The organism is Slackia isoflavoniconvertens (genome assembly GCF_003725955.1).
In the GTDB taxonomy this organism is placed as follows: Bacteria; Actinomycetota; Coriobacteriia; order Coriobacteriales; family Eggerthellaceae; genus Slackia; species Slackia isoflavoniconvertens.
This window is the reverse complement of the sequence record NZ_QIBZ01000011.1, coordinates 40163-67057: the sequence shown is the minus strand read 5'-3', so window position 1 is coordinate 67057 and position 26895 is coordinate 40163. Positions and strand designations below refer to the sequence as shown.

Genomic DNA, 26895 nt, shown 5'->3' with positions numbered 1-26895 from the left:
CGAAGCGGCCTCGCTGGCTGCGCTACCGCCTGGCCAGGCGGTCTTTTGCTTGGGCTGCTTAGGCTATCTTGGCGGTGCAGCTTTTGCCTTTGGGCGGCGCGCGCGACGCAATCGATATACGACGAAGAGGAATTGAGAACCTTTGCAGCGCGACAAAATTAAACCGATTCTGTTCAGCATCATTAAGCACTCGAGCAAAGAGGAGCTTAAGGAGCAGCTTCCCCACGACATCGTATCGGGTATCGTGGTCGCCATTGTGGCGCTGCCGCTTTCGATCGCGCTGGCGATTGCTTCGGGCGTCGGCCCTGAACAGGGCTTGTACACGGCCATCGTCGCAGGATTCCTTATCGCGTTCCTCGGCGGCTCGCGCGTGCAAATCTCTGGACCCACGGCGGCGTTCGCGACCATCGTGGCCGGCATTGTCGCGACCGACGGCATCGACGGCCTGGTGGCGGCGACGCTTATCGCCGGCGTGCTGCTCGTGGTTATGGGCTTGCTCAAGCTGGGCACCATCATCCGCTTTGTTCCGTATACCATCACCACGGGCTTCACGGCGGGTATTGCGGTGACCATCGTCATTGGCCAGCTGAAAGATTTCTTCGGGCTCACGTACCCCGCCGGCACGGCGACGGTCGAGACGGCCGACAAGGTTTCGGCGCTCGCGGCGAACTTCGGCACCTTCAATTGGCAGGCACTCCTGGTGGGTGCGGTGTGTCTCGCGGTGCTGTTTTTGTGGCCGCGCCTGGGCGCGTTGGGCGCCAAAGTTCCCAGCTCGCTTGTTGCCGTCATCGTGGGCATGGTTATGGTGCCCCTGTTCGGCATGAACGTGAACACCATCGGCGATTTGTATACCATCAACGCCGGCCTACCCGAGCTGCATGTGCCGCAGCTTTCGATCGAATTGCTGCGCGATCAGCTGCCAAACGGCATCACCATCGCTATTTTGGCCGCCATCGAGTCGCTCCTGTCGTGCGTCGTCGCCGACTCCATGATCAGCTCGCACCACCGCTGCAATATGGAGCTCGTGGCTCAGGGCGTAGGCAACATGGGATCGGTGCTGTTCGGCGGCATTCCCGCGACGGGCGCCATCGCACGCACGGCCGCCAATGTGAAGAGCGGCGGACGCACACCGGTCGCCGGTATGGTGCACGCGCTCGTTCTGCTCGTGGTGCTCGTGTTCCTTATGCCATATGCGGCCCTCATTCCCATGCCGACCATCGCGGCCATTTTGCTGCAGGTCGCTTACAACATGAGTGGTTGGCGCAATTTCGCGCATCTGTGCCACACGGCTTCGAAGGGCGCGATCGCCACGCTTTTGCTCACGTTCATGCTTACCATTGTGTTTGACCTGGTGACGGCCATCGCGGTGGGCATGCTCATTACCGTGGTGCTGTTCATGAAGATGGTTTCCGAGGAAACCGAGGTTAAAGGTTGGCAGTATTACTGCGACGCCGATTCCGAGGTCACGCATTTGCGCGAGCTGCCCAAGAGCGTACGCGTGTACGAGATCAATGGCCCCATGTTCTTCGGCATGACCGACCGCATTACCGACATTTCGGTAAAGGAGTTCACGAAATACCTGATCATCCGCATGCGCGGTGTGCCGTCGCTCGACTCGTCGGGCATGAATGCGCTCGAGAATCTCTACGATTACTGCGAGGAAAACGGCGTGAAGCTCATCTTCAGCCACGCCAACGAGCAGCCCATGAAAACCATGCGACGCGCTGGCTTCGTCGACCTGGTTGGCGAGGAGCACTTCCGTCCGAACATCGATGACGCCATCGCTCACGCGCGTGAGCTGCTCGAAGCCGAAGAGGCTGCGAAGGGCGTTAAGGGGGCGAAAGTCGAAAAGGCTGCGTAGCGCGAAAGCCGTTAAAGCCGCACGTCGAAAAGGGTGCATTAAACCATAGAAGGGGTCGTTGTGGCCCCTTCTTGCATTGCGGGAGGTGCCTTACAGCGCAAAATGCCCGAGTTGCCTCGTGTTTTGCGCAACCAGATGTTGCTTGGAATGGCGCTTCGCACACGATAAAGTTTCAGTAGGGAAAGTCGATGGACGGCATTTTGAACGGTATTTTTTGGGAGGCTGTGAATGAAATTCGGAGAAACGCTTATTGATTTGCGCAAACGCAATGGGCTCACGCAGGAGGAGCTTGCGGCGAAATTGTACGTGACTCGTCAGGCGGTGTCTCGGTGGGAGCGGGGCGAAGTAACGCCTGGCATTGATATGCTGAAGCTTATCGCGAATGTGCTGAACGAGCCCGTTGCGCACCTCCTTGATTGGCCTGAGCATTACTGCGAAAGCTGCGGAATGATGCTTGCGCCCGAAGAATACGGCACTGACGCCCATGGCTCTGCCGACTCGCATTATTGCAAATGGTGCTATCAACAGGGCGAATATACCTATGAAACAACAATGGACGCCATGATTGAAGACTGCGCACCGCGCTTGGCGGAAAGCACAGGAATGACGCGCGACGAGGCCGTGTCTCTTATGGGCGCGGTGCTGCCGCATCTGAAGCGTTGGAGTGCGGTGCATTCGAACGAGATGCGCTATGGCGTCGAGGCTCGCGAGCGCTACGGTGATGCGACGGTCGATGCATCAAACGAAAAACTGCTCGACATGAGCGACGAGGAGTGGAAGACGAAAGAGAAGCTTGAAGTTGCGATTATCGAGCAGTTGAAGAAGGCGATGTTGACGGGCGATGCGTCGAGCCCCGAAGCGGCGAAATTGGCGCGCATGCACGCCGACTGGATTCGCATGCAATGGGCGAAGGGCGCTTACTCGCCGCAAGCGCACGTCTGTCTTGCTCGAGGATATTTGGCTGACGATCGATTCGTCGAGTACTACGACTCCCGTGCGGGGAAAGGTGCGACGGAATTCCTCGTAGAGGCGATAGAGGCCGCGCTCGGCTAAGCCGGCGTTGGCCTCGGGCGCGGCCAACGCAATGCTGGCTCGAGGCGGTGTCGGTCCTTCGGCTATGCGCCCCGAAACTTTTGTCGGACCACTTCGCGGATATGCATGCAGAAGATCAGCAAGGCTCAATCAGAGATGGCGTTTTTGTTCCTGTTTTATTCCGATTTGGAAACAATCGCTGAAATCCTACCAATTAGTATTGAGACGGTATATCATTTACGGCATAAGCCACGGGCGAAGGGCCCACGGCTGGAAATCCAAAAAGGGGGATTCGAAATGTCCAAATACGCTGGAACCCAAACTGAGAAAAACCTGCAGGCCGCGTTCGCTGGCGAGTCGCAGGCGACCAATAAATACACGTATTTCGCGTCGGTTGCGAAGAAGGAAGGCTACGAGCAGATCGCCGAAATCTTCCGCAAGACTTCGGCAAACGAGCAGTACCACGCCAAAATGTGGTTCCGCGAGCTCGAAGGCATCGGCACCACGGAGGAAAACCTTGCCGCTGCGGCCGATGGCGAGAACTTCGAGTGGACTGACATGTACGACGAGTTCGCCAAGACGGCTGAAGAAGAGGGCTTTCACGAGCTCGCCGAAAAGTTCCGTCAGGTTGCCGCCATTGAAAAGCACCACGAAGAGCGTTATCGCGCGTTGCTGCACAACGTCGAAACCGCCGCTGTGTTTGAAAAGAGCGAGGTCAAGGTATGGGAATGCCGTAATTGCGGTCACATTGTCGTAGGTACGAAGGCTCCCGATGTGTGCCCCGTTTGCAACCATCCGCAGGCATACTTCGAAATTTCGGCTGAAAACTTCTAAGTCGAAATCGATCTCGAAAGCAAATATCGATCATTGCAAGAAAGCCGCCCAAGGGCGGCTTTCTTGATGGAATTTGGCTATCGAGGCGCATTCGCATGGTCCGAAAAGGGGGCTTATGGCAAGTCCACTTTAGTGCGTTAGCGCAGCTCGGGTTCCATCTTCCATGAAAGAGGCCTTAGGGCCGACCTCGTCTTGCGCGTCGGAATGTGCGCCATAAAACCTAGTCTTCGGGCCACACGAATTCGGCGGCGCCCGCCTCGCCTCCATCGATAAGAAGGTTTTGGCCGGTCATGAAGCGGTTCGTCACGCCAACGAAATAGACCCACTCGGCGATTTCGTCGGGTTCGGCCCAACGGCGCAGCGGCGTAAGCTGCATGATGCGCTCCCACATGGCGGCATCGTCCATCACGGGGCGATTGAGCTCGGTAAGCACACCGCCTGGGTCGACGCTGTTGCAAATTCCCTGCGGCGCCAGGCGGTTCGCGACGTTTTTCGTGTACGAAAGAATGCCGCCCTTGCTCGCCGCATACTCGGGAAATTCGGAACCCGTGTGTCCGCTCGCCGAGCCGACATTGACAACCGAACGAATCCACGGCGCGGGCTTCGCGGCGGGAAAGTCGCCCACGAACGCATATGTCTCGGTGATATTGATGGTGCCCTGCAGGTTAACGGCGATGTCGTCTGCGCCCTGGACGCCAGCATTGTTCACGATGACGTCGGGCTCGAGGCCAGCGGGAAACGCCGCGTGGTCGCGCACGTCGATGACGAAATGCTCGTATTCCGCGTGAGCGATTGATGTCGGCGCGATATCGAAGCCGTATACATGCCATCCGCGCTGCAAAAACAGCTCGGCGCATGCGCGGCCAATGCCCGCCGAAGTGCCCGTTATGAGTGCCTTCATTGATTGGCTTTCTGTGCGGCGATGCGGTTGATGTATGCTGCGCCCACGTTCTCGCGCTCCCAGCCACGCACGACTTTGTAGCCCACGGGGCTCAGCAGAATCTCACACAGCAGCTCAGCCACGGCGCCCGTGAACGAGCAGGTAAGCACCTGAATCCACGTCCAGCCGAAGAAGACGTGCGACACGACAATGGCGAAAATCAGGTTGTCGACGAACTGCGCGATACCCGTGGAAATGTAGGAACGTTTCGCGAACGCTCCGAAAGTGTTCGACGTGGAAAGGCGGCCGATGGCCACGTTGAGCAGGGAATTCGCGGTCGATGAGCACAGCATCGCAAGCGAGCTGCCTAACACGACGTACCACGTGCCGCCGATGGTGGCGTTCAGGGCGTCGTTGACTTCGATCATGCCGGTGTCGTAGTACGCGCCCCACATACCGGGGGTGAGGCTCATGAGCCAGAAGAACAGGCACACCGCCAGGTTCACGCCCAACGCGAGAATCGAGATTTTGATGGATGCCTTTGCGCCGAAGCGCTTGCAAATCATGTCCATGCAAAGGAAGGAAACCCAGCTCACGGCAAAGCCGCAGTCGAGCGCGAGCCATGGCGTGCTCAAAAGTTCCTTATTTGCCATGAGGTTCATGAGGATGACGCTCACGATGAAAATCGTGACGGTGGGAGCGGGAATGCTCCGCAGCAAGACCTTGTAGTCTTCGAAAAAATTGCGCATTGCGACTTTCTCCTTTGGTTTTAGGTTTTACAAGCAGGATTTCGGACCCGAACTGCTTGGGTGGCGCTTCTTGCTTTTGCGCACCGTCTGCCATAATAACGCTCTGGTTCTGTTTTTCCAAGGCAATGCGCGTGCTTTGCATGAGGAATGTGCGCTCGTCATATAGAATTCAACGGTTGCATAAATACACATGAATGCGAAAGGTTTAGCGCCCATGCTTATCGAAGCTTTAAAAGCACTGCTCATTGGTCTGGTCGAGGGTATTACCGAATGGTTGCCTATTTCTTCGACGGGCCACATGATTCTTGTTGACGAGTTCGTGAAACTGCAAGTTTCCGATTCGTTCCTTGCGCTGTTCCTGGTGGTTATCCAAATTGGCGCCATCATGGCCGTTATCATTCTGTATTTCCATAAGCTCAACCCCTTCTCGCCGAGCAAAACGGTCGACGAGCGTCGCAGCACGTGGCGCCTTTGGGGCATGGTCGTCATTGGATGCCTGCCTGCAGCTGTGTTCGGTTTTGCGCTCGACGATTTCATGAACGAGCATTTCTATAACAAGGTCACTGTCGCGGCCATGCTTATTTTGTACGGCATCGTGTTCATCGTGCTCGAGCGACGTAATCGTCGCCGTTTCAAGGAAGCGCTCGCAGAAGTGGAAGCGCCGCGCGGCCGTCATGCGCGCGTGAGTGAGGCCGATGCCGAAGCTGCAGCCGAGGCGTCGCTGTTCAAGGTAACAAACGTCGATGACATCGATTGGAAAACCGCGCTGAAGATTGGCTTTTTCCAGTGTCTAGCCATGGTTCCTGGCACGTCGCGCTCGGGCGCGACCATCATCGGCGGCATGCTCACGGGCTGCTCGCGCACGGCTGCGACCGAGTTCACGTTCTTCCTGGCCATTCCCGTGATGCTCGGCTGGGGCGTGGTGAAGGTGGCGAAGTTCGTGTTGGCAGGCGTCGCCATGACCCAGACCGAAATCGTCGTGCTCGTGGTGGGCATCGTGACCGCTTTCGTGATGTCGGTCATTTCTATTAAGTTCCTCATGGGCTATATCAAGAAGAACGACTTCACGGCATTCGGCATTTACCGCATCATCGTGGGTGCGTTGGTTTTGGGCTACTTCGCGTTCGAGACTATGGGAATGTTGCCGTAGAAAACTCGCGGGAAACGGACCTGTCCGCCCCATGCCCCAGTGCATGGTTTCATGCTCAAACAGTCCTGAGCTCGCACAAACAGCACATGAGGTGCTGTTTGGCTCGTGCGGAACTGCGCGGAAAACCACGCACCGAGGCATGGGGCTTCGTTTATATTTGCTTGCGTCGAAGGTGGATATATGACTAGCATCGATATCGATTCCTTGAACCCCGCGCAGCGCGAGGCTGTGCTGTGCACCGAGGGCCCGCTGCTCGTGCTTGCGGGTGCCGGTTCGGGCAAAACGCGCGTGCTCACGTATCGCATCGCGCATATGCTCGCCGACAATGGCGTGCAGCCCTGGGAGATTCTGGCTATCACGTTCACCAACAAGGCGGCCGCCGAGATGCGCGAGCGTTTGAGTAGGCTCGTGGGCCCGGGCGCACGTGGCATGTGGGTGTCTACCTTCCATAGCATGTGCGTGCGCATTCTGCGCGTCGATTGCGAGAAGCTCGGTTTCGACAAGGGCTTCACCATCTACGACGATGACGATTCGAAGCGCCTCGTGAAAGATATCTACAGCGAGCTCGATTTGGATCCGAAGCGCTGGCCTATCAATAACATTCGCAATCGCATTTCTTCTGCGAAAAACGAACTTATGACTCCGGGCGAATTCGCGAAAAGCGCCACGGGCGACCCCGGCGCGAAGGTCGCGGCGCGCGTGTATGAGAAGCTGCAGCAGCGCTTGAAAGCAGCCAACGCATTCGACTTCGACGATTTGCTGCTCTACACGCATTTGCTGCTCAAAAACCATGCCGACGTGCTCGAGGCGTACCAGAATCGCTTCCGCTATCTGCTCGTGGACGAGTATCAGGACACAAACAAAGCTCAGTACGAAATTACGAAGCTGCTCGCCGCGAAAAACCAGAACATCATGGTTGTAGGCGACGACGACCAGTCGATTTATAGCTGGCGTGGCGCCGACATTCGCAATATTCTGGAGTTCGAGAGCGACTACCCGAATTGCAAAACGGTGAAGCTCGAGGAAAACTACCGCTCAACGGGCAACATCCTGAACGCGGCAAATGCCGTGGTGCGCCATAACCAGCATCGCAAAGACAAAACGCTGCGCACTTCCCAGCCCGATGGCGACAAGGTTTACGTGTACGTGGCATCGGACGAGCGCGACGAGGGCCGTTGGATTGCTGGCGAAATTGACAAGCGTCGATCAGAAGGCTTCTCGTATGACGAGATGGCTGTGTTCTACCGCACGAACGCTCAGTCGCGTTCGCTCGAAGATATGATGCTGCGCGCTGGCGTACCCTACAAGATTGTCGGCGGCACGCGATTCTTCGATCGCGCTGAAATTCGCGATGTTATGGCATACCTCACGTTGCTCGTGAATCCTAACGACGATATTGCGGCCAAGCGCGTCATCAACACGCCGCGCCGAGGCATCGGCAAAACCACCATCGATTATATCGACCAGGCCGCAGCCATGACGAACATGCCGTTCATGCTGGCGGCTGAGTTGTGCGTCGCCGACGAGAACCTGCAGATGCGCGCACGCACGGCACTCGGCGGCTTCGTCTCGCTTGTCGAGGAGTGCCGCAGCTATGGCGGCGATTTGCGCAAAGTGATTGAGGCAGTTATCCAGAAATCGGGGCTCATTGCCGCACTCGAAAACGAGAATACCGATGAGGCGCGCGGTCGCGTTGAGAACATCAAGGAATTCTTGTCAGTTGTCGAGGAATATGTGCAGTCGCACCAGAATTCCGAGGAAGAAGAGCCAAAGCTGCCTGAAGGCGAGAACCTCGCAGGCGTGCGCCAGCTTTCGCCCGATTCGCTGGCCGACTTTATCGAGTGGGTTCGCCTGCGCACCGATTTGGATTCCATGGCCGAAGACGATTCCGCCGTCACGCTTATGACGGTGCACGCGTCGAAAGGCTTGGAATTCGACGTGGTGTTCGTTGCGGGCATGGAAGAAACGCTGTTCCCACACTCGAATTCGTTGCAAGACGAATCGGGCTTGGAGGAAGAGCGCCGTCTTGCCTATGTCGCCATTACGCGTGCGCGCAAGAAGCTGTATTTGACGTGCGCCCAGTCGCGTACGATTTTCGGCGATACGGTTGCGAACCCGATTTCTCGCTTCATTGGAGAGATTCCGGGTGAGCTTCGCCAGACCATCGGTCTTGGTTCCATGGGCTTCTCGGGCACGGGTTGGGAAAAGCGCGGCAGCCGTCGCGGCATTTCGGGCTCGGGCGTGGAAGCGGGTGGCGGTCGCGTGTTCGGCCAGTCGAGCGCGAACGTGTCGGCGCGTCGCAATTCTTCAACGGGTGGGCGCACGTTCGGGACCGGCAAGCCTGGCGGCGGACAGTCGTTTTCTGACTTTACGGCAAGTCATGGCGGCGCCGCTCGCAAAAGCTCGCACGCGCCGCATTCGACGCGCGCGGCAGGGTCGCTCGGCGCGAGCCGAGCGCGCGGCGGCAAGGTTCCCACATATATGCCCGAAGGCGGTTGGGGCGGATCTGCCGCAGCCAGGGCGGCATCGGCCGGCAAGAAAGAGGCGGCGCACAATACGTTCGCGGCTGGCGATACGGTCGACCATAAAACGTTCGGTCGCGGCAAGGTGCTCAAGGTCGACGGCGACTCGCTCGTGATCAAATTCGCGCGCACGGGTCAGACGAAGACCTTGTTGAAAGACTACGCGCCCATCGTGAAAATCAACTAAGCCGCCATGCTTGAGTGTGCTTGTGGAAAAGGGTCCTTCGGGACCCTTTCTTTATGCCATGAAATAGACCGCAAAATGAATCTCAGGTTAAAGAAACGAAGCTATACAGCGTAAAATAGCGATAAACTATACGTTGCAGCCTGGGATTTTGCAAAATGGTTCTCATATTGTGCCTCGAAGGAAGAACCGTCCTTTTGCATGATGCATTGATAGGAAAGAAAACGACTATCGCTTGCGTGATTCGCTCTTGTGCGCCGCTTGCATGGGTCGAAGGCCCTTTGCGGGCCGTCTGAATTCGTGCGCTACAATGAAATGCGTCGCGTTTCCGACACCAGGGGATGCCAAGGGGGTTTCTGTTTTGGGTAGTTCTTGCAATTCAAATATGACCGTCGATGTCGTTATCGTGGGTGCCGGTCCCGCGGGTATTTTCACGGCGTTGGCGCTTCTGAAAGATGCCCCTTCCACGACCATTGCGCTCGTGGAGAAGGGCCTTCCCATCGAGCGGCGCAATTGTCCTAAGGCGAAAGTGGGCCATTGCGTCGGATGCGAGCCATGTCGCATTACGACGGGCTTTTCGGGCGCGGGCGCGTTTTCCGATGGAAAACTGTCGCTCTCGCACGAGGTTGGCGGCGACCTGCCGGAACTTATTGGGGAAGACGTGGCGCAGGCGGCTATCAAGCGGGTCGACGACGTGTACTTGTCTTTTGGCGCCGACGAACATGTCGAGGGCATCGACAATCCTGGTGAAGTCAAAGACATTCGTCGCCGCGCGATTCAGGCGGGTTTGAAGCTCGTCGATTGTCCCATTCGCCACCTTGGAACCGAAAAGGCGCAAGAGATTTACGGTCGCATCGAAGACCACCTACGCGATGCCGGTGTGAAGCTGTTGTTCGAAACGGAATGCACCGACGTGATTATCGAAGGCGACGCCGCGACCGACTCGGCTGCATGCAAAGGCGTTCGCGTGCGCACGCGTGCGGGCGAGGAGTTCTCAATTATCGCCGAGAAAACCGTTGTGGCGACGGGCCGTCGCGGTGCCGATTGGCTCGAGCGCCTCTGCGGCGAGCACGACATCGAGCACGCGCCCGGCCCGGTCGACATTGGCGTGCGCATCGAGATGCGCAACGAAATCATGGAGCGCGTGAACAATGTGCTCTACGAAAGCAAGCTCATCGGATACCCGAATCCGTTCCGCAACAAGGTGCGCACCTTCTGTCAGAATCCTGGCGGCTTCGTGAGCCAAGAAAACTACGATGGCGGCCTGGCGGTGGTGAACGGGCATTCCTATAAGGAACGCAAGTCCGAGAACACCAACCTCGCGATTCTGTGCACGCACAACTTCCTCGAGCCGTTTAATCAGCCCATCGCGTATGCGAAGAAAATCGGCGAACTGTGCAACGCGCTGGGCGCGGGCCATATTCTGGTGCAGCGTTTCGGTGACATCCTGGACGGCAAGCGTACGTGGCAAAAGGAATTGTCGCGTTCCAATGTTCGCCCCACGCTACCCGATGCCGTCGCGGGCGACGTGACCGCTGCGCTGCCGTATCGCACGATGACGTCGATCATCAACTTCATGCTCGCCGTCGACGAGGCGATTCCTGGCTTCGCGTCGGCTGAGACTCTGTTGTACGCGCCCGAGCTCAAGTTCTACAGCAATCGCGTGAAGATGGATGCGAACTTCGACACCAATATCGCGAACTTGCACTGCCTGGGCGATTCGAGCGGCTGGACGCGCGGCCTGATGATGGCGTCGGTCATGGGCTGCTTGATGGGTGAACGCCTGGCGAGTGGGGCGTAGCGTTCATTTGTGGAAGGCGCCCAGGGCGGCGTGCGGAAAACTACGAACGATTGCAGAAAGCCGCACGGAAAAGACGCGCCGGCGCGTTACACTTGCAGTAACGAGAGCTGCCCGTTGTGTTCGGTGGGCCTCCTGAAGAGAAGGGACGTGCCATGTCTTTTGCCGATTTGACCCTTGAGCGCTACTCCTGCCGCAAATACGAGAAACGCGCTGTCGAGTCCGAGAAACTCGATGCCATTCTTGAGGCTGGGCGCCTTGCCCCCACGGCGTGCAACAACCACCCCGTGCGCGTTTTGCCGTGCACCACGCCCGAGCTGCTCGAGAAGGCTGCCGCGTGTCAGCCGCGCTTCGCGCGCGACGGCTCGATTTTTGGGGCGCCCGTGGTGTTGCTGGTGTGCGGCGTGGACGAAGACGCGTGGGTGCGTCCGTACGACCAAATGAATGCGGCCCCTATTGACACCGCGATCGTGTGCGACCAGATGATGATGCAAGCGACCGAGCTTGGCCTGGGCACGTGCTGGGTGTGCCACTTCAAGCCCGAAATCGCACGCGAGCAGTTCGACCTGCCCGAAGGCGTGTATCCGTACCACATGCTCACCGTGGGCTATGCGGCCGATACCATCGCCTCGCCCGAACGCCGCGCCGAGCGCACCATCGCTCGCGAGGATTTCCTGCTGTAGCAGCGGAAATCGACACAGAAAAGGGGGAATAACGGCTTCACGCCGGGTGCCCTTGTCGAAGGCCCCATGGGTTTATGCCCGTGGGGCCTTGCTGTGCGGTATATGGTATCTGCTTATGTGACTCGAGAAGTGCAGCGAGCCTGGGTGGGTGGATAGACGCGGCCGCTGATGCTGCGTTTGGCTGGGCGTTGTCGCGCTACCTCGTGAGCGGCGCGATTGCGCGCACCACGGCGTCGGCCGCGCGTTCCGTGGCGGCGGAATCTTCCACGCGCATCACGATGGAGCCGCGGAAGCCGTATTCGGTGATTTCCGAGAAAAACACCTTCGGGTCCTGCGTCACGGGGGAGACGCTTTCCGCTGCGGCCTTCGCGCGTTCGGCGATTTCTGCCGCAATTTCATCGAGCTTGCTCGCGTCGCCCGTCGCACAGAACGGCACCTTGAATTGCTCCGCCGGCGGAAGCTGTACGAGCGACGTTTTCGAAATGACCGAATTGGGGACGATCACGGTTTCGCCGAGCTTCGTGATGATGGTGGTGTGGCGCAGCCCCATGTCGGTCACAACGCCCGTTTCCGAGCCGATTTCGATGTTGTCGCCCGGGCGCACGACGCCCATGAGCGTCATCTGAATGCCGCCGATAAGGTTTGACAGCGTGTCCTGCAGGCCAAGCGAAAGCGCAACGCCGCCAACGCCCAGGGCTGTGACCAGCGCATTTGGGTTAATGCCGAAGCACGATTGCAAAATAATCGATCCACCGATCACCCATACCACGCCGCGGCCGATGTTGATGATGAGGCTTGATGCCGGCAGCGGGTTTTCCGGATGGTCGAGCAGCGCATGCAGTGCGCGTTTTACCACTTTCGATGCCACAGCGGTGGCGCACGCTAAAATAACCGCCCAAATAAGGTTGCGCATCGTGTCCGATGCGATGAACGACAAAACTGAATCTTCAATACCCACGTGAGCCTCCTAGTGCCGACGCAATGCGTTCGTTCGGCGGATATTGTCGCATCGCATTCGCGCTCGGTGACGCATCGTTACGGTATGCGCACAATGTTCGCGTGACATTCAGGAACGCGTGGTTTGGGCGTTTTCGAGACGTGCTCGGCGGTGGCATGCTCAGGTGCCGTGCTACCGCATGGGCTTATCGGAATGCGCCGCATCGCCCGTCAATCCGCAACTGGCCAATGCGCGATTCTTTCTATGCAGGCGATGTTTGGACTGGCGTTTGACGCAAGCGTTGCATTGGAAGCTCTGAGTGCCCTTGCAGTGTTCATGCGCCCGAATGCTTCATTGCGGGATTTTTCGGAAAACGTCCGCGCTCGTTCGTGCTTTGCTTTCGTTACAGTACAATGGTGATAACTGCGATTTTTGAAAGGGGCACTCATGCCAGAAGAAGCTACCAAGCCCGCCGAGGGATATAAGTACCATCGCGTTTTGCTGAAGCTTTCGGGCGAGGCGCTCATGGGCGATAACGGCTATGGCATCGATCCGAAGGTCATCGACGACTTGGCCGAGCAAATCAAGCACATTGTTGACGACGGCGTGCAGGTGGCCATCACGGTGGGCGGCGGCAACATCTTCCGCGGTGTCGCCGGCAGCGCCAACGGCATGGATCGCGCGCAGGCCGACTACATCGGCATGCTCGCCACGGTCATGAACGCGCTCGCTTTGCAGGACGGCCTCGAGCGCCACGGCGTTTCCTCCCGTGTGCAGTCGGCCATCGAAATGCACCAGGTCGCCGAAACCTACATTCGCCTGCGTGCCATTCGCCATATGGAAAAGGGCCGCGTCGTCATTTTCGCCGCGGGCACGGGCAACCCGTACTTCACGACCGATACCACGGCGGCTCTTCGTGCGTGCGAAATCAACGCCGACTGCATGATGAAGGCCACCAAGGTCGACGGCATCTACGACAGCGATCCGGCGAAGAACCCCGACGCCGTGAAGTTCGACAAGATCAGCTACCTCGAGGTGCTTACCAAGGAGCTGCAGGTCATGGACGCGGCCGCCATTTCGCTGTGCAAAGACAACGAAATGCCGCTGCTCGTATTCGATATGACCGCGCCGGGCAACATCAGCCGCATTCTGAAGGGCGAGCCCGTCGGCACCATGGTGTATTAAACCTTCGAAGGCAAATGCGACGGCGCCAGTGCGCCGCAAACGAGAAAGGCAAGAATATGACTGCTGAAATCATGGATGCGGCGAAAGCCGGCATGGAGAAGGCCTTGTCCAACCTGAATGAGGCGTTCGCGAACGTGCGCACGGGCCGCGCGAACCCCATGGTGCTCGACAAGATTCGCGTCGACTACTACGGCGTTCCTACCCCCATCAATCAGATGGCCGCGGTGAAGTCGCCCGATGCCCATATGCTCGTCGTTGAGCCGTGGGACAAGTCGGTGCTGCGCGGCATCGAGGCCGCCATTCTGGCGAGCGACTTGGGCATTACGCCCTCTAACGACGGCTCTGTCATTCGCCTGCCGTTCCCTGCGCTTACCGAGGAGCGCCGCAAGGAAATGGTGAAGCAGTGCCGCGGTTATGCCGAGGAAGCTCGCGTTGCCGTGCGCAATCAGCGCCGCGATGCCAACACCAAGATTGAGCGTGCCAAGAAAGACGCCGAGCTGCCCGAGGATGAGGCCCGTCGTGCCGAAGAACAGGTGCAGAAGCTCACCGACAAATACATCGCCGAAGTCGATGCTATGCTGAAGAAAAAAGAAGCAGACGTCATGGAGATCTAGGAGTTGGGCCGTTCTTCCGAACGGCCCAATGGCTCGACGCTGCGCTGGGCTCTGACGGCACGTTTCGGGTTCAAGCTGCGGTTCTCGTACCAAAGTACGCTTGGGCCAAGCTGAGCTTGGCGCGCCCGCTCGGGCGCGTAGTTTGGAATCCGATATGCCATTTAGGCATATCGGATCGCCCGAATCGTACTCGCCAGAGTCCATGCTCGCTGCGGCGTTTTCGGTTGCGGTATGAGTGGCTCTTGCTGCTTGGCGCATTGACGAGCTTCTTTTCTTTCGAAATTTTAACGGCCAGGGGCCCGTGTTGGTGGCTTCTGGCTGTTGGAGTACCCTAGTGGGGCCTATTTCGAAGGAGCTGACATGTTCCATAAACCTATAGATGAAATGTTCCCGAACCCGCCCGCCGGGCTCGATGCGCATGCTTTGCGCGAAGACGCCGTGCCGCAGCATGTCGCCGTCATCATGGACGGCAATGGCCGCTGGGCGAAAAAGCGCGCGCTCAATCGTCTGAAGGGCCACAAAGCCGGCATTGCGGCGGTTCGTGAGCTCATTCGCGCGGCGAGCGACGCGGGCGTTCGCTTCCTTACCATTTATTCTTTCTCGACGGAAAACTGGAAACGTCCCGAAGAAGAAGTCGTGGGCTTGATGGACCTGTTCGCCAAAACCATGCTCGCTGAGGTTGACGGCCTGCATGCCGAAAACGTGCGTGTGCGCACGATAGGCGACGTCTCCATGTTGCCGCAGGAGACGCGTGACGCGTTTGCCGAGGCGTGGGAGAAAACGCGCAACAACACGGGCATGACACTTCTCGTAGCCGTGAATTACGGCTCTCGTCAGGAAATGCTGCGTGCCACGCAACGCTGCATTGACGTTGCCGTTGCGCGCGCCATGGCCGGCGATGCCCCGCACGAGCTTACCGAGGAGGAATTCGGGCGCGGCCTTTATACCGCCGATTGTCCCGATCCTGACCTGGTAATTCGTACGTCGGGCGAGATGCGCCTGTCGAATTTCCTGCTGTGGCAGGTGGCGTATTCGGAGTTTTACGTGACCGATACCTTGTGGCCAGACTTCGATCGCTATGAATTTTTGCGTGCGCTTTTGAGCTTCCAGGAGCGCAATCGAAGGTTTGGGGCGGTGTAGGCTATGTCAACCGATACCGATAGCGAAAAACTTGAGGATGGGCTTTCGGGGCAGCCGATGCGCGAAGGCGTCGCCGATGCCCAGCCCGACGATGAATCGCACGGGCCTGTGACTGGGGCGGAGAATCGCGATGCTGCGGCCGAGTCTCGCAACGGCGATGCCGCAGCTCAGGCGGAAGGGCACGGCGCGGCGGCTCAGTCGCACGACCATGAGGCCACCAATTTCGGAAAAGCCCAGTCCGCCTATGAGCACGTTATGCAATCTGCCGTAGCGAAAAAAGATGCCGCGAAGGCATTCGCGTATGGCAAAACGCCCGACAAGTTCAAGCATCCGACCGACTTGCAGGTGCGATTCCGCACGGGCGCCGTGTACGTGGTGCTTTCGGTGACGCTTGCGCTCGTGAGCAATCTGACATGCGTCATTATGCTGTGCGTGCTCGCGGGCATTTGCGCGGGTGAACTGTTCTTCATGCTGCGAAGCGATGCGAAGCTGCCCAATGAGCTTCTTGGCACGCTGGCTGCGGTGGCATATCCCGTCAGCATGTGGAAGCTGGGGCTTTCCGGCTCGCTTCTGGTGACGGGCGCGTTGCTTGTGGCGCTGCTTGTGTGGTACGTCTTCTTCATGCGCGCACGCGTGGGCGACGTGGGCGTATCGTTTTTCGGCGCGGCATACACGGGCCTGCTGCTTTCGAGCCTTATTTTGGTACGCATGTCGCTGCCTGGCATTTGGGGTGGCGTGCTCGTATGCGGCGTTTTCTGTAGCGTGTGGGCGAACGACTCGTTCGCGTATTTGGTGGGAAGCAAATTCGGCAAGCATAAGCTCGCGCCGCGCATCTCACCGAAGAAGAGCTGGGAAGGCTTCATTGGCGGCCTGGTTGGTTCCATGGCCATTTGGTGTCTCATCACGCTGATCCCTGGCGTGAACATGGCGATTCCTCAGGCGCTCGTGTTTGGCTTGATTTGCGGTCTTTCTGGCGTGCTGGGTGATTTGGCCGAAAGTCGCATCAAGCGCAATTCAGGCGTGAAAGATTCGGGTACCATCATGCCTGGTCACGGCGGCTTGCTCGACCGCTGCGACTCGCTGTTTATGGCATCGGTTACTGCGGCCGTGATGCTTATCGGTGGCGGCTGCGTGCCGTACGTGTTTGGATAGGAATGTTGGATAATTGCGCCGTTCTTTGAGCGGCGCAATTTGTTGAGGGCTGTTTTCGGCGGCGCGTGTTGGGCCGGGCGGCGTCTCGCGCATCGAGCGCGAGTGCGATTCGCTTTGGTGCTTTCGGCTTGCTTCTGACTGGGTCGGTTTTGCTTGGCCTGGATTGGCCCCGATTAACTTGGTTATGATCGTTCTCGAATGGGCTGGCCCGGGTGGCGCGTAGAATGTAGATGCGATTCGTTTTGGGCTGCTTTCGGCGGCGCGTGTTGGGCCGGGCGGGATTTTCCGCGGCGTCTGAATCGAGCTTCTGGAGCTCTGCTCATTGGCTTTTGGCGCGGAAGCGCTTTGCTTTCGCTTCTGATAAGGGGTGGTTTGAAATGGCTTATACGGCTCATGCGAATGAAGGCGGCATGCCTCGTAAAATTGTTGTTTTGGGATCGACGGGCTCTATCGGCACGCAAACACTCGACGTGGCCCGTCGCCACCCCGACAAGCTGGAGGTAATCGCCCTCGCGGCCAACTCCAGCGTCGATGCCGTGCTTGCTCAAGCGCATGAGTTCCGCGTGCGCAATATCGCGTTCGGCAATGCGGAGCTTGCGCGTGACGCGCGCCTCGCGAGCGCGCATGGCGGCGTGAAGGTCGGCTTTGGCCCTGAGGCGGTTGCTGCGCTCGCGAGCATCGAAGAGGCCGACGTTGTGGTGAACGCTCTGGTGGGCGCCGCCGGTCTGCGTGCGAGCTATGAGGCGCTCGCCGCTGGCAAGGTGCTTGCGCTTGCGAATAAAGAAAGCCTGGTCGTAGGCGGAGACCTTATTATGCCCATGGCAGCCAAGGTCGACGCAGCGCGCCGTGCGGCGGGCGTGGCCCCCGCGACGGGTCCGGCGGGTGCTCTTATGCCCATCGATTCCGAGCATGGCGCAATTTACCAATGCCTTCTCGGCGAGCGTACTGAAGAGGTGTCATGCCTGTGGGTCACCGCGAGCGGTGGTCCGTTCCGCGGCCGCACGCGCGACGAACTGCGCGATATGACGGCGGCTCAGGCGCTCAAGCATCCCACGTGGAACATGGGCGCGAAAATCACGATCGACTCATCGACGCTCATGAACAAAGGCCTTGAAGTGATTGAGGCGCATCACCTGTTCGATATGCCGTACGACCGCATTAAGGTTGTCGTGCAACCGCAGAGTGCCATCCATTCCATGGTGGAGTATTCCGACGGTAGCGTGAAGGCCCATCTGGGCACCACCGATATGCGCATTCCCATCCAGTTCGCGCTGAGCTATCCCGACCGTTGGGATGCGCCGGTGGAGCCGCTCGATTTCACGCAGCTCGGCAAACTTGAGTTCTATCCGGTTGATGAGGGCACGTTCCGTTGCTTTAAGCTGGCCAAATATGCGGGCGATACGGGCGGCACGCTGCCATGCGTTATGAACGCCGCGAATGAGATCGCGGTGGCGGCGTTCTTGCGCGATGCGTGCGGATACTTGGACATTGACGGTTGCGTCGGCGCCATAATGGAGGCGCATGAGGCGGGGCAGGGCGGCGGCCTGCAGAGGGTCGAAAGTCTCGACCAGCTCGCCGAGATCGACGCTTGGGCGCGTGAAGCTTCCGCGGCATGGCTTGCCGCGAGGGCGAAATAAGGCTGGTTGGTCGCGAAGGGAAATGGCGCCGGCTTTTGCCGAAATGCTTGACGGGGTTTGCCTGTCGAAAGCGGCCTTGGACAACTTGTTAGGGCGCCCGAGCAACTTTCGACGATCGTTGCCTGGGCGGGGGCTGCCTGTTGTAAGGCAGCCGAGACTCGGGTGGCTTGCCATCGCGCCCTAAACTTTTTTCGAGGCGCCGTCGCTGGGTCTTCTTTGTCGGGCGCGGGTCCCATTTGGGGTGCTGCCATCGAATGCCCGGTGGGTAAAGACGTTTGGTTTTGGACGCTGGCGCAGGCTGGCATCCATTTTTTTATGGAATGCCCATTCGACTTGAGAAAATCGTGTCCCCAAATACGGAAAAATGGCAGAGATTTGCGGTTGTGAACGGTCGTTGGGCTCTATTTCCGTCGAGTCGACCGATTCTGGTAGCATAACCCCAGGTCAGAATTCTCGCTTTCGCTCACGTTCGCAAAACCATCGTTCACAACCGCAAATCTCTGCCATTTTTCTGTGAAAAGGGACAGGGCCGAAGGACTGCTTTAGAATCCGCCCATCGTGCCATCGTGCCATCGTGCCATCGTGCCATCGTGCCATCGTGCCATCGCGCCTGGCGTTCTTCTGTTCGTTTCGCGACAGCGTGGCAACGCATTGCTTGCACGCGTCTGGACTTGGCATAATCGCATACGGAAATAGTAAATACAGAAAAGGTTGTGGAGTGTGCGAGGCGCTTCGGCCGTGGTACGAGTGGCGTGCTTCTGTCAAGCGGCGGAATCGGTGCGGACTCAGGGTTGATGCGAAGGGTCACGCGGCCAGCTCGTCGGCGCCTCGCCCGGACACATCCCGAACGAAAGGCCATAGATGGACGTCGTCTTGATGGTTCTCTACATCGTCATAGTGCTTTCGGTGCTCGTCTTCATTCATGAAGGCGGCCACTTCCTCGCGGCGCGCGCTTTCGGCGTGCGTGTGACCGAGTTCATGCTGGGCTTGCCGGGTCCGAACATTGGCTTCACCTGGCGCGGCACGAAGTTCGGCGTCACGGCGGTTCCCCTTGGCGGCTACGCGAAAGTGTGCGGCATGGAGCCGGGCCCTGAAGACCCGCATCTCGAAGACGCGCTCGCATTCGCCTATGCCAACGGCACGGTGTACGCCGACGATGTCGCCGAGAAGATGGGCATCACGCTCGACGAGGCGATTGAGGCGCTCTACGTGCTTGAGGAATGGGGCTGCCTTGTTGGTCCGAAGAAAACCGACGAGCACAACGTATTCCGCACGCGCGCCTTCAAGGATAAGCGCAAAGGGGTCGACCTGGTCGAGGGGTCGCCCCGTCCGTTCGACGACGCGCATGAGCTCTACCTGGCAGAACGTGCGCAAACCTATCGTGCGCAGCCGTTTTGGAAGCGCTGCGTCATTCTGCTCGCGGGCATTTTCATGAATCTGCTGTTCGCGATTGTGGCGTTTGTGCTCATCTATTCGGTGTTCGGCATCGATATGGTGAACGAGGCGGGCGAAGTGGTTCGTCATGTGAATGTCGATGTGGGAACCGCCATTAGCGCCGGGTTCAACTACATCGGCATGGTTGCCGTGGCCGTGGCGGGGCTGTTCAACCCGCAAACCGCGGCTGACGTCGTGTCGAATTCGACGAGCGTCATGGGTATGGCGGTGCTTTCGAAACAGTATGCCGATGCGGGCCCGTTGGAGTTCCTGTTCTTCATGTCGATGATTTCGGTGTCGCTCGGCATTATGAATTTGCTGCCTATTCCGCCGCTCGATGGCGGCCGTTTCGTGATCGAGATTTTCCAGAAGCTTACGAAACGCCAGGTGGGGTATAAGGCTATGAATATCATGACCATGACGGGCATGGCGCTGTTCATAGGGTTCTTCATACTCATGCTCAACCAAGACATTCAGCGGTTTATCTTTGAGAATTGGTAGGGCGACCGAATTATCTTTGGGAATCGGCAGGACGGCCGAATTCGAAGTGCGCATTTCCGGCCTGAATAAAGAAGCAAAACAACGGATCCGCGATTGTGCGAGTCCGTTGTTCCTTATTGCGCGAAACCGTTATTTCTCGCTGTTGAGCAGGCGGAACGGAACGCGATTGCCTATGCCTGGCGTGGCGAATACGCGGCCCTGCGCATCGACGAGCACGATGTCGATTTCGGGGTGCTGTGCGGCGAATCGCAGCGCGCCCTCGACGCCCATCAAAATGAGCGAAGTCGAATAGCCGTCGCCTTCGAGCGACGTGCGCGAGACGACCGTGGCGCTTACCACGTCGCTTTCAGCGGGGAACCCCGTGCGGGGGTCGATAATGTGGTGGTACGCCTTGCCGTTGCTTGTGAACGCGCGTTCGTACACGCCGCTCGTGACTACTGAACCCGATGCCACGCCCACCGCCGCGAACGTTGCCGTCACGGGAATGCCGTGCGAGGCGATCGGCTGGCGCAGGCCCACCTGCCATGGCGTACCGTCGGGGCGTCCGCCCATGACGGCCACGTTGCCGCCCAGGTTCACGATGGCGTGTTCGACGCCGTGGCGCGCAAGCACGTCGAGCACGCCATCGGCGATGTATCCCTTCGCGATGCCGCCGAGCTCGAGGCATGCATCGGGGTCATCGAGCTGCACAGTTGAGTCGGTGACGTGCACGCCTCGCCAGTTTACGTGCTCAAGGGCGGCGTGCACGTCGCCCTTGGCGGGAATGGTGCCATTCTTGAAATTCCACAGGCGCGTGACCGACCCCATCGTGATATCGAACAGGCCGTTTGATGCTTCGCAGTAGGCGAGCGACGTTTTGATGAACTGGGCCAATTCGGAGTCGACATCGACCGGTGCGCCATGGGCGTTGTTGATGCGGAAGAGTTGCGATTGCTCATCGAAGCGTGAGAACAGCTTTTCGTAGCGAAGGCATGCGTCCTTCACGGCCGCCATAGTGTCGGGGTCGAGCGCGGGCGCCGTGATGGTGTTCACCGTATCGAACAGGAAGAATTCTTCGGTTTGCATAGGCGTGTTCCTTCCTGTTTGTGGGCGCGAGCTCTTTTCGCGCTGTGATTCGCACGCAATCCACTATACCCACACGGCACGCGCGTGCGGCGGGCATTTGCGAAAAATGGATGACAAGATGGATGGCCACAAATGGAATTGACCAACTTGCCTATGAATTATGCTGCGCTTGTCGCCCGATATGCTTTGATGCGCTGGAATTTCATGCTCGCTAGGTGCGGCTTTCGGCTAGCACGATGAAGATGTTTTGCCGATAGGGCGCGGCGTTGCGGAATGTGTGGGCTTCACGTGCTTCGGCTTAGGCTGGCGTCTTGTTCATGTGGGGTTTCGCATTGGCGTTTGGCGTTGATAAACGAGGGCTTATCGACCGCAGCATTAGCGTCACGCAGAATCCCTCCGCTTGCCTCGCCGTCGTATCCTCTCTTGCATGGCGAAACTGCGCTGTTGGGCTTTGCTGGTTCCTGTTGGGCTCTTTTGGGCGTAAAATTAGGCGGTTATGCCCGACCAAAAGGGGAAATATGCAAGCTTGTGAAACGAATATGCCCAGCGTTGATGCGCAGGTCAATGCGGCATCGACCGATGCCGCTCTGGCGTCTGGCGCATCGCCCGCCCGCCTGAGCGCTGCGGCTGCCACGTCGGCTGCCGCTGGTGTCAACGCTGCCGTTGCGTCCGGGGCCGCAGTCTCGCCTCGCGACGTCGCCTCGCTGCGTCCGAATCAGCGCACGCGTCGCGTGAACGTGGGTGGAGTTCCCATGGGCGGCGGCGCCCCGTGCGTCGTGCAGTCGATGCTCAACGCTCCCGCCGACGACGTGGAGGCGAACCTGCGTCAGATTCGCGCGCTTGAGGCGGCCGGCTGCGAAGTGGTGCGCATGGCCATTCCGCGTCGCGCTTATCTTGACCAATTTGCCGAGGTGTGCGCGAAAAGCCCCTTGCCGGTGGTCGCCGACGTGCATGTCGATGCAGGTATCGCCATCGAAGCTGCTCGCCGCGGCGCGGCGAAGCTGCGCATCAACCCGGGCAATATCGGTGGTTGGGAAAAGACCGACGAAGTCATCGAAGCCGCTCGCGCCGCCCATATTCCCATTCGTGTCGGCGTAAACGCCGGCTCGCTTGACGACGCGTTGAAGGCACGCGCCGACCTCACGCTTCCCGAGAAGCTTGCCGCATCTGCCGTCGAATACGTGCGCCACTTCGAGCAGCGCGACTTCGGCGATGTCGTGGTTTCAGCCAAGGCGCACGACGTGCAGGCGACCATCGCCACCTACCGCGCGCTCGCGCAGGAAATTCCGCAGGTGCCGCTGCATATCGGCATCACCGAAGCAGGCACGCTCATGCAGGGTGTCATTAAATCGGCTTGCGGCCTGGGTATCCTTCTGAACGAGGGCATCGGCGACACCATGCGCATTTCGCTCACCGACGAACCTACTGAAGAGGTGCGCGCGTGCTGGATGCTGCTCGCTGCGCTCGATCTGCGCCGCCGCGGCCCCGAAATCATCAGCTGCCCCACATGCGGTCGCTGCCAGGTGAATCTCATCGACCTCGCGAAGAAGGTTGACGGGCGCCTTGCGAACCGCGTCGAGCCGGTGAAGGTCGCCGTTATGGGCTGCGTTGTGAACGGTCCGGGCGAAGCCGCCGACGCCGACCTTGGCGTGGCGTGCGGTGCCGGCTCGGGCGTCGTGTTCAAACGCGGCGAGGTCTTGCGAAAAGTGCCCGAGGCCGATATCGTAGACGCGCTGATGGAAGAGCTCGAAAAACTGGTATAGCCGTCTGTGCGCCAGCGTTCGATGCATCGACTTCTCGCTGCTTCGCCCGCGGTGTTGCGGCGCCGGTTCGATCGCATCGCTTTCCGCGCTGCAGCTGGGCGGGGCGCACTCCATCGAAACCGCAACCACGCGTTCAATTTCCGCATTGGAACCAACATAGAAAAGGAACCATCCATGGCAAACATTCGCAAACAGCCCGTTTTGCGCATGAGCGACATCTACGCTCCCACGTTGAAGGAAGACCCTTCTGACGCCGACATCGAATCGGCGAAGCTGCTCGTTCGCGCGGGCATGATTCGCAAGGAAGCCGCCGGCCTGTACACTTTCTTGCCGCTCGGCATGCGCGTTATTAGCAAAATCGAGACCATCGTGCGCGAGGAAATGGATTCCCACGGCGGCCAGGAAATTCTTATGCCGTTCGTGCAGCCCGCTGAGCTGTGGCATCGTTCGGGCCGCTGGGACGTTTACGGCCCCGAGCTTTTGCGCGTGACCGACCGCCACGACAACGAGTTCTGCCTTGGTCCCACGCACGAGGAAATCGTGACCGATCTCGTGAACAACGAGCTTCGCAGCTATAAAGACCTGCCGAAGAACCTCTACCAAATTCAGGTGAAGTTCCGCGACGAGCGCCGCCCGCGCTTTGCGCTTATGCGCGGCCGCGAGTTCATTATGAAGGACGCCTACAGTTTCGACGCCGATGAAGCCGGCTTGGATGCCAGCTACGCTCGCATGCGCGAGGCCTATATCAACATGTTCGACCGCATGGGCTTCGATTACCGTGTGGTCGTGGCCGACTCGGGCCAAATCGGCGGCAACGCTTCCGAGGAGTACATGGTGCTCGCCGATGCGGGCGAGGCTGAAATCGCAAGCTGCACCTGCGGTTATGCGGCCGACACCGAAGCCGCCCAGGCCACGCCGCATCCCGTGGCGTACGCGGCCGACGCGCTTACGAAGCTCGAGACTCCGGGCGTGCACACCATCGAGGAGCTTGCTGCATTTTTGGGTACCACCGAAAACGCCTGCGTGAAGGCGCTTTCCTGCAAAGCCGCCGACGGCACGCTGTGGGTGCTGTTCGTCCCCGGCGACTACGAGGTGAACGAGGTGGCCGTCGAGCACCTGCTCGGCGAGTTCACGCCGCTTTCCGACGCCGAAATGAAGGACGCGGGCCTCGTGAAGGGCTCCATGGGTCCGGTCGGCCTGCCCGAGGGCGTAAAAATCGCCGCCGACGAAAGCTTGCGCAGCATCGAGCGCTGGCTTGTGGGCGCAAATGTCGACGGCTTCCACTTTGCGGGCGCCAAACAGGGCGAAGACTTTACGGTGGATGCTTGGGAGCACCTGTGCATGGTAAAGGAAGGCGACGCCTGCCCGAAGTGCGGCAAGCCCCTTTCCATCGCACGCGGCATCGAAGCCGGTCAGATTTTCAAGCTTGGCACGAAGTACTCCGAGGCCATGGGTGTCACGTTCATGGACGAAGACGGCGTCGAGAAGCCGTTCGTCATGGGCTGCTATGGCGTGGGCGTGTCGCGCTGCATGGCGGCCGCCGTTGAGCAGAGCCACGACGAGAACGGCATTGTGTGGCCCGTGGGCATCGCTCCGGCGCATGTGTGCGTGATTCCGCTTTCCGGCAAGCCCGACGAGGTGACCGAGGCAGCCGCAAAAATCGCCGACGAGCTCGCTTGCGCCGGTTGGGAAGTGGTGCTTGACGACCGCGACGAGCGCGCGGGCGTCAAGTTCGCCGACGCCGACCTTATCGGCTGGCCTGTGCAGGTTGTCGTGGGCAAGCGTGGCCTGAAAGAGGGCTCTGTGGAAGTGAAGCCTCGCGCCACCGGCGAAAAGCAGTCGGTCGCCATCGACGGCGTGCTCGAGGCCGTGGAGGCTGCGCTAAACGTCTAGTGCGCTTCATCTAGCTTGATACGTAAGAGAGCCGGCTTGTGGCAAAGCGCCGCAAGCCGGCTTTTTGGTTTACGGTAATGGCTGCAAGCCGGATTGCCGATTTGGCTTGGAGGGCGGCAGAGCCAGCTTGTGGGCGTTGTGGCAGGGCGGCCTTTGCCGTTCGATGTTTTATCGCGTAGCCCCCTCGTTTTGGCGTCGCTGTGAGCCGGCCTTTTTGGGCGGGCATCGCGCTTTAGACGGGTCTGGCATCGCTTCGTGCGCTGAGCTTTCCATGTTCGGCGTGGCCAGTGGTGGACTTTCATGCTCGGCGTGGTCCCGCGCGGTCTTTTTGCTTGCGGTTTGCTCGTTCGTTTCCGTATCATGCAGGCCCCTTCATATGACCGTCTCATTTCCGCCATATTTCTTGGACGTTTCACCTGGGTTTCTTTGATTATCAAAGCTTTTTTCAAAAATGCCGAAAAATACTCTTGCGCTTTAGTGTGCGATAGTTATACTAACCCATCACATGCATAGGGCATGTATGCCGCAAGCGTGCATTGCCGAGCACTGGTAATTCGCACTACGATCGACCTTTCCGCCACGACCCGAGCGTTTCACCCCTGCTGGGAATGCGCTGCGCGGCGAAGCGTTTCGGAAAGGAAGTCGAAAATGAAAACGCTTGAGAAAGTAAGTGATTTCGCAGGGAAGTACATGGCAATCATCGCTTTGGCGGTAGCGATTATTGCCCTGATCATTCCAGGCCCCGTTCATTCCGCACTACCCACGAGTTGGGTTAATACGCTCCTCGGCATCGTGATGTTCGGCATGGGCATGACGCTCAAGCTTTCCGACTTCAAGGTCGTTTTCACCAAGCCCAAGGCCGTTATCGTTGGCATCTGCTCGCAGTTCATCGTTATGCCGCTGCTTGCGTTTTTGCTCGTGACCATTTTCCAGCTGCCCACCGAGCTTGCCGTCGGCGTCATCCTCGTTGGCTGCTGTCCGGGCGGAACGTCTTCTAACGTGATGACGTATCTGTCCAAGGGTGACGTCGCGCTTTCCGTTGGCATGACGGCATGCACCACCATCATGGCGCCTGTTGTGACTCCGGCTCTCGTGCTTCTGCTCGCCGGCCAGTCCATTGACGTGAGCTATGTGAGCATGCTTATGTCGATCGTTCAGGTCGTGCTCGTTCCTATCGTGCTTGGCTTCATCATCAACGCCATCGCCCCGAAGGTTTCCGAGGTGTTCGGCAAGGTTCTTCCGCTTATCTCGGTCGTTGCTATTTCGCTCATCATCATGGCCGTTGTTTCCGCGAATGCCGCTAAGCTCATGACGAGCGGCCTGCTCATCATTGCGGTGGTTATGCTGCACAACGTGCTTGGCTATGCATTCGGCTACGGCGTGGGCCGCGTGCTTGGCCTGAGCAAGGCTCAGATGCGCACGCTTTCCATCGAGGTTGGTATGCAGAACTCCGGCCTCGCAACTTCACTGGCTCTGACGCACTTCGCCACCATGCCGCTCGCCGCTGTGCCTGGCACCGTGTTCAGCGTGTGGCACAACATCTCGGGCGCTGTGTACGCGAACATTCTTGCTCGCACCGCCGAGAAGAAGGAAGCTGCTCCGGCCGCTGCCAACGCCAAGGCTGCCGCAAACGCGTAGGCCGTGAGCACGTAAGTTGCGAATCGGTTGCGCGTAGTAACTTCATACAGCGTGGATCGCTAACGAAAAGCCGACTCGAAAGGGTCGGCTTTTTTGCGGTTGCCGTGCACTTGTTCGAAATGCATCTCGAACGCGCCGGGCATTCGGGGCTCTTTTTTGAACATCGTTTTCGAAGCGGCACTCCTGCTATACTTGACGCAACGAATTGCGACAATGTGGCAACGTGCGGGAGCGTCACGTCGT

20 protein-coding genes are annotated in these 26895 nt (G+C 58.9%); 16 read left to right on the top strand and 4 right to left on the bottom strand.

The genetic code is table 11. From position 1 onward, the window contains the following. Window positions 1–142: 142 nt before the first annotated feature. From DMP05_RS06945 to rbr, 3 genes are all read left to right on the top strand, one after another. Window positions 143–1861, top strand: a complete 1719-nt coding sequence (locus DMP05_RS06945; protein WP_123219758.1) for a SulP family inorganic anion transporter — start codon at window positions 143–145, stop codon at window positions 1859–1861. 228 nt (window positions 1862–2089) lie between these two features. Next, entirely contained in the window at window positions 2090–2914 is an 825-nt protein-coding gene (locus DMP05_RS06940; protein WP_123219757.1) for a TipAS antibiotic-recognition domain-containing protein, read from the top strand. A 276-nt stretch (window positions 2915–3190) separates the two neighbouring features. Further along, a complete protein-coding gene (gene rbr, locus DMP05_RS06935; protein ID WP_123219756.1) occupies window positions 3191–3727 on the top strand; it encodes a rubrerythrin in 537 nt (178 codons plus the stop codon). 220 nt (window positions 3728–3947) lie between these two features. Here the strand turns inward: rbr and DMP05_RS06930 are convergent, their stop codons facing one another. Together DMP05_RS06930 and DMP05_RS06925 are read right to left on the bottom strand one after the other, a co-directional pair. Further along, the gene (locus tag DMP05_RS06930) at window positions 3948–4628 is read right to left on the bottom strand and encodes an SDR family NAD(P)-dependent oxidoreductase (protein WP_123219755.1); all 681 of its coding nucleotides are present in this window, start codon (window positions 4626–4628) and stop codon (window positions 3948–3950) included. Next, window positions 4625–5356: a VUT family protein gene (locus DMP05_RS06925; protein WP_123219754.1), complete on the bottom strand. Its 732-nt coding sequence runs from the start codon at window positions 5354–5356 to the stop codon at window positions 4625–4627. The genes DMP05_RS06930 and DMP05_RS06925 overlap by 4 nt, the downstream gene beginning before the upstream one ends. A gap of 214 nt (window positions 5357–5570) precedes the next feature. Between DMP05_RS06925 and DMP05_RS06920 the strand changes: the two genes are divergently transcribed. From DMP05_RS06920 to DMP05_RS06905, 4 genes are all read left to right on the top strand, one after another. Next, a complete protein-coding gene (locus DMP05_RS06920; RefSeq protein WP_114615851.1) occupies window positions 5571–6506 on the top strand; it encodes an undecaprenyl-diphosphate phosphatase in 936 nt (311 codons plus the stop codon). Between the two features lie 180 nt (window positions 6507–6686). Then, window positions 6687–9215, top strand: coding sequence for an ATP-dependent helicase (locus DMP05_RS06915; protein WP_123219753.1), 2529 nt, complete (start codon window positions 6687–6689; stop codon window positions 9213–9215). A 358-nt stretch (window positions 9216–9573) separates the two neighbouring features. Beyond that, window positions 9574–11013 carry an NAD(P)/FAD-dependent oxidoreductase gene (locus DMP05_RS06910; protein WP_244595085.1) on the top strand — a complete coding sequence of 480 codons (1440 nt, stop codon included), beginning with the start codon at window positions 9574–9576 and terminating at the stop codon, window positions 11011–11013. A 152-nt stretch (window positions 11014–11165) separates the two neighbouring features. Further along, window positions 11166–11693 (top strand): nitroreductase family protein, encoded by a 528-nt coding sequence (locus DMP05_RS06905; RefSeq protein WP_123219751.1) that lies wholly within the window; start codon window positions 11166–11168, stop codon window positions 11691–11693. A 196-nt stretch (window positions 11694–11889) separates the two neighbouring features. On the opposite strand, the gene DMP05_RS06900 is transcribed toward DMP05_RS06905, so the two are convergent. Beyond that, window positions 11890–12651: a mechanosensitive ion channel family protein gene (locus DMP05_RS06900; protein ID WP_244595084.1), complete on the bottom strand. Its 762-nt coding sequence runs from the start codon at window positions 12649–12651 to the stop codon at window positions 11890–11892. Window positions 12652–13077: 426 nt separating this feature from the next. Here DMP05_RS06900 and pyrH point away from each other — a divergent pair, with 426 nt between their 5' ends. The 6 genes from pyrH (at window position 13078) to DMP05_RS06865 (ending at window position 20293) form a co-directional block, all read left to right on the top strand. Continuing rightward, window positions 13078–13815: a UMP kinase gene (gene pyrH / locus DMP05_RS06890; RefSeq protein ID WP_123219749.1), complete on the top strand. Its 738-nt coding sequence runs from the start codon at window positions 13078–13080 to the stop codon at window positions 13813–13815. A gap of 56 nt (window positions 13816–13871) precedes the next feature. Next, window positions 13872–14429 carry a ribosome recycling factor gene (gene frr / locus DMP05_RS06885; RefSeq protein WP_123219748.1) on the top strand — a complete coding sequence of 186 codons (558 nt, stop codon included), beginning with the start codon at window positions 13872–13874 and terminating at the stop codon, window positions 14427–14429. Window positions 14430–14789: 360 nt separating this feature from the next. After that, a complete protein-coding gene (locus DMP05_RS06880) occupies window positions 14790–15569 on the top strand; it encodes an undecaprenyl pyrophosphate synthase (RefSeq protein WP_123219747.1) in 780 nt (259 codons plus the stop codon). Window positions 15570–15824: 255 nt separating this feature from the next. After that, window positions 15825–16721 carry a phosphatidate cytidylyltransferase gene (locus DMP05_RS06875; RefSeq protein WP_123219773.1) on the top strand — a complete coding sequence of 299 codons (897 nt, stop codon included), beginning with the start codon at window positions 15825–15827 and terminating at the stop codon, window positions 16719–16721. Window positions 16722–17131: 410 nt separating this feature from the next. Continuing rightward, a complete protein-coding gene (dxr, locus tag DMP05_RS06870; protein ID WP_211326867.1) occupies window positions 17132–18358 on the top strand; it encodes a 1-deoxy-D-xylulose-5-phosphate reductoisomerase in 1227 nt (408 codons plus the stop codon). Window positions 18359–19219: 861 nt separating this feature from the next. Next, window positions 19220–20293, top strand: a complete 1074-nt coding sequence (locus DMP05_RS06865) for a site-2 protease family protein (RefSeq protein WP_123219745.1) — start codon at window positions 19220–19222, stop codon at window positions 20291–20293. A gap of 129 nt (window positions 20294–20422) precedes the next feature. On the opposite strand, the gene DMP05_RS06860 is transcribed toward DMP05_RS06865, so the two are convergent. After that, complete coding sequence (locus DMP05_RS06860; RefSeq protein WP_123219744.1) at window positions 20423–21358, bottom strand: FAD:protein FMN transferase; 936 nt, start codon at window positions 21356–21358, stop codon at window positions 20423–20425. A gap of 704 nt (window positions 21359–22062) precedes the next feature. Between DMP05_RS06860 and ispG the strand changes: the two genes are divergently transcribed. From ispG to DMP05_RS06845, 3 genes are all read left to right on the top strand, one after another. Beyond that, the gene (gene ispG, locus DMP05_RS06855) at window positions 22063–23121 is read left to right on the top strand and encodes a flavodoxin-dependent (E)-4-hydroxy-3-methylbut-2-enyl-diphosphate synthase (RefSeq protein ID WP_260162791.1); all 1059 of its coding nucleotides are present in this window, start codon (window positions 22063–22065) and stop codon (window positions 23119–23121) included. A gap of 174 nt (window positions 23122–23295) precedes the next feature. Then, on the top strand, window positions 23296–25014 hold the full coding sequence (locus DMP05_RS06850; protein ID WP_123219743.1) for a proline--tRNA ligase: 1719 nt from the start codon (window positions 23296–23298) through the stop codon (window positions 25012–25014). Between the two features lie 648 nt (window positions 25015–25662). Further along, window positions 25663–26652 carry a bile acid:sodium symporter family protein gene (locus DMP05_RS06845; RefSeq protein WP_123219742.1) on the top strand — a complete coding sequence of 330 codons (990 nt, stop codon included), beginning with the start codon at window positions 25663–25665 and terminating at the stop codon, window positions 26650–26652. Window positions 26653–26895 lie beyond the last annotated feature (243 nt).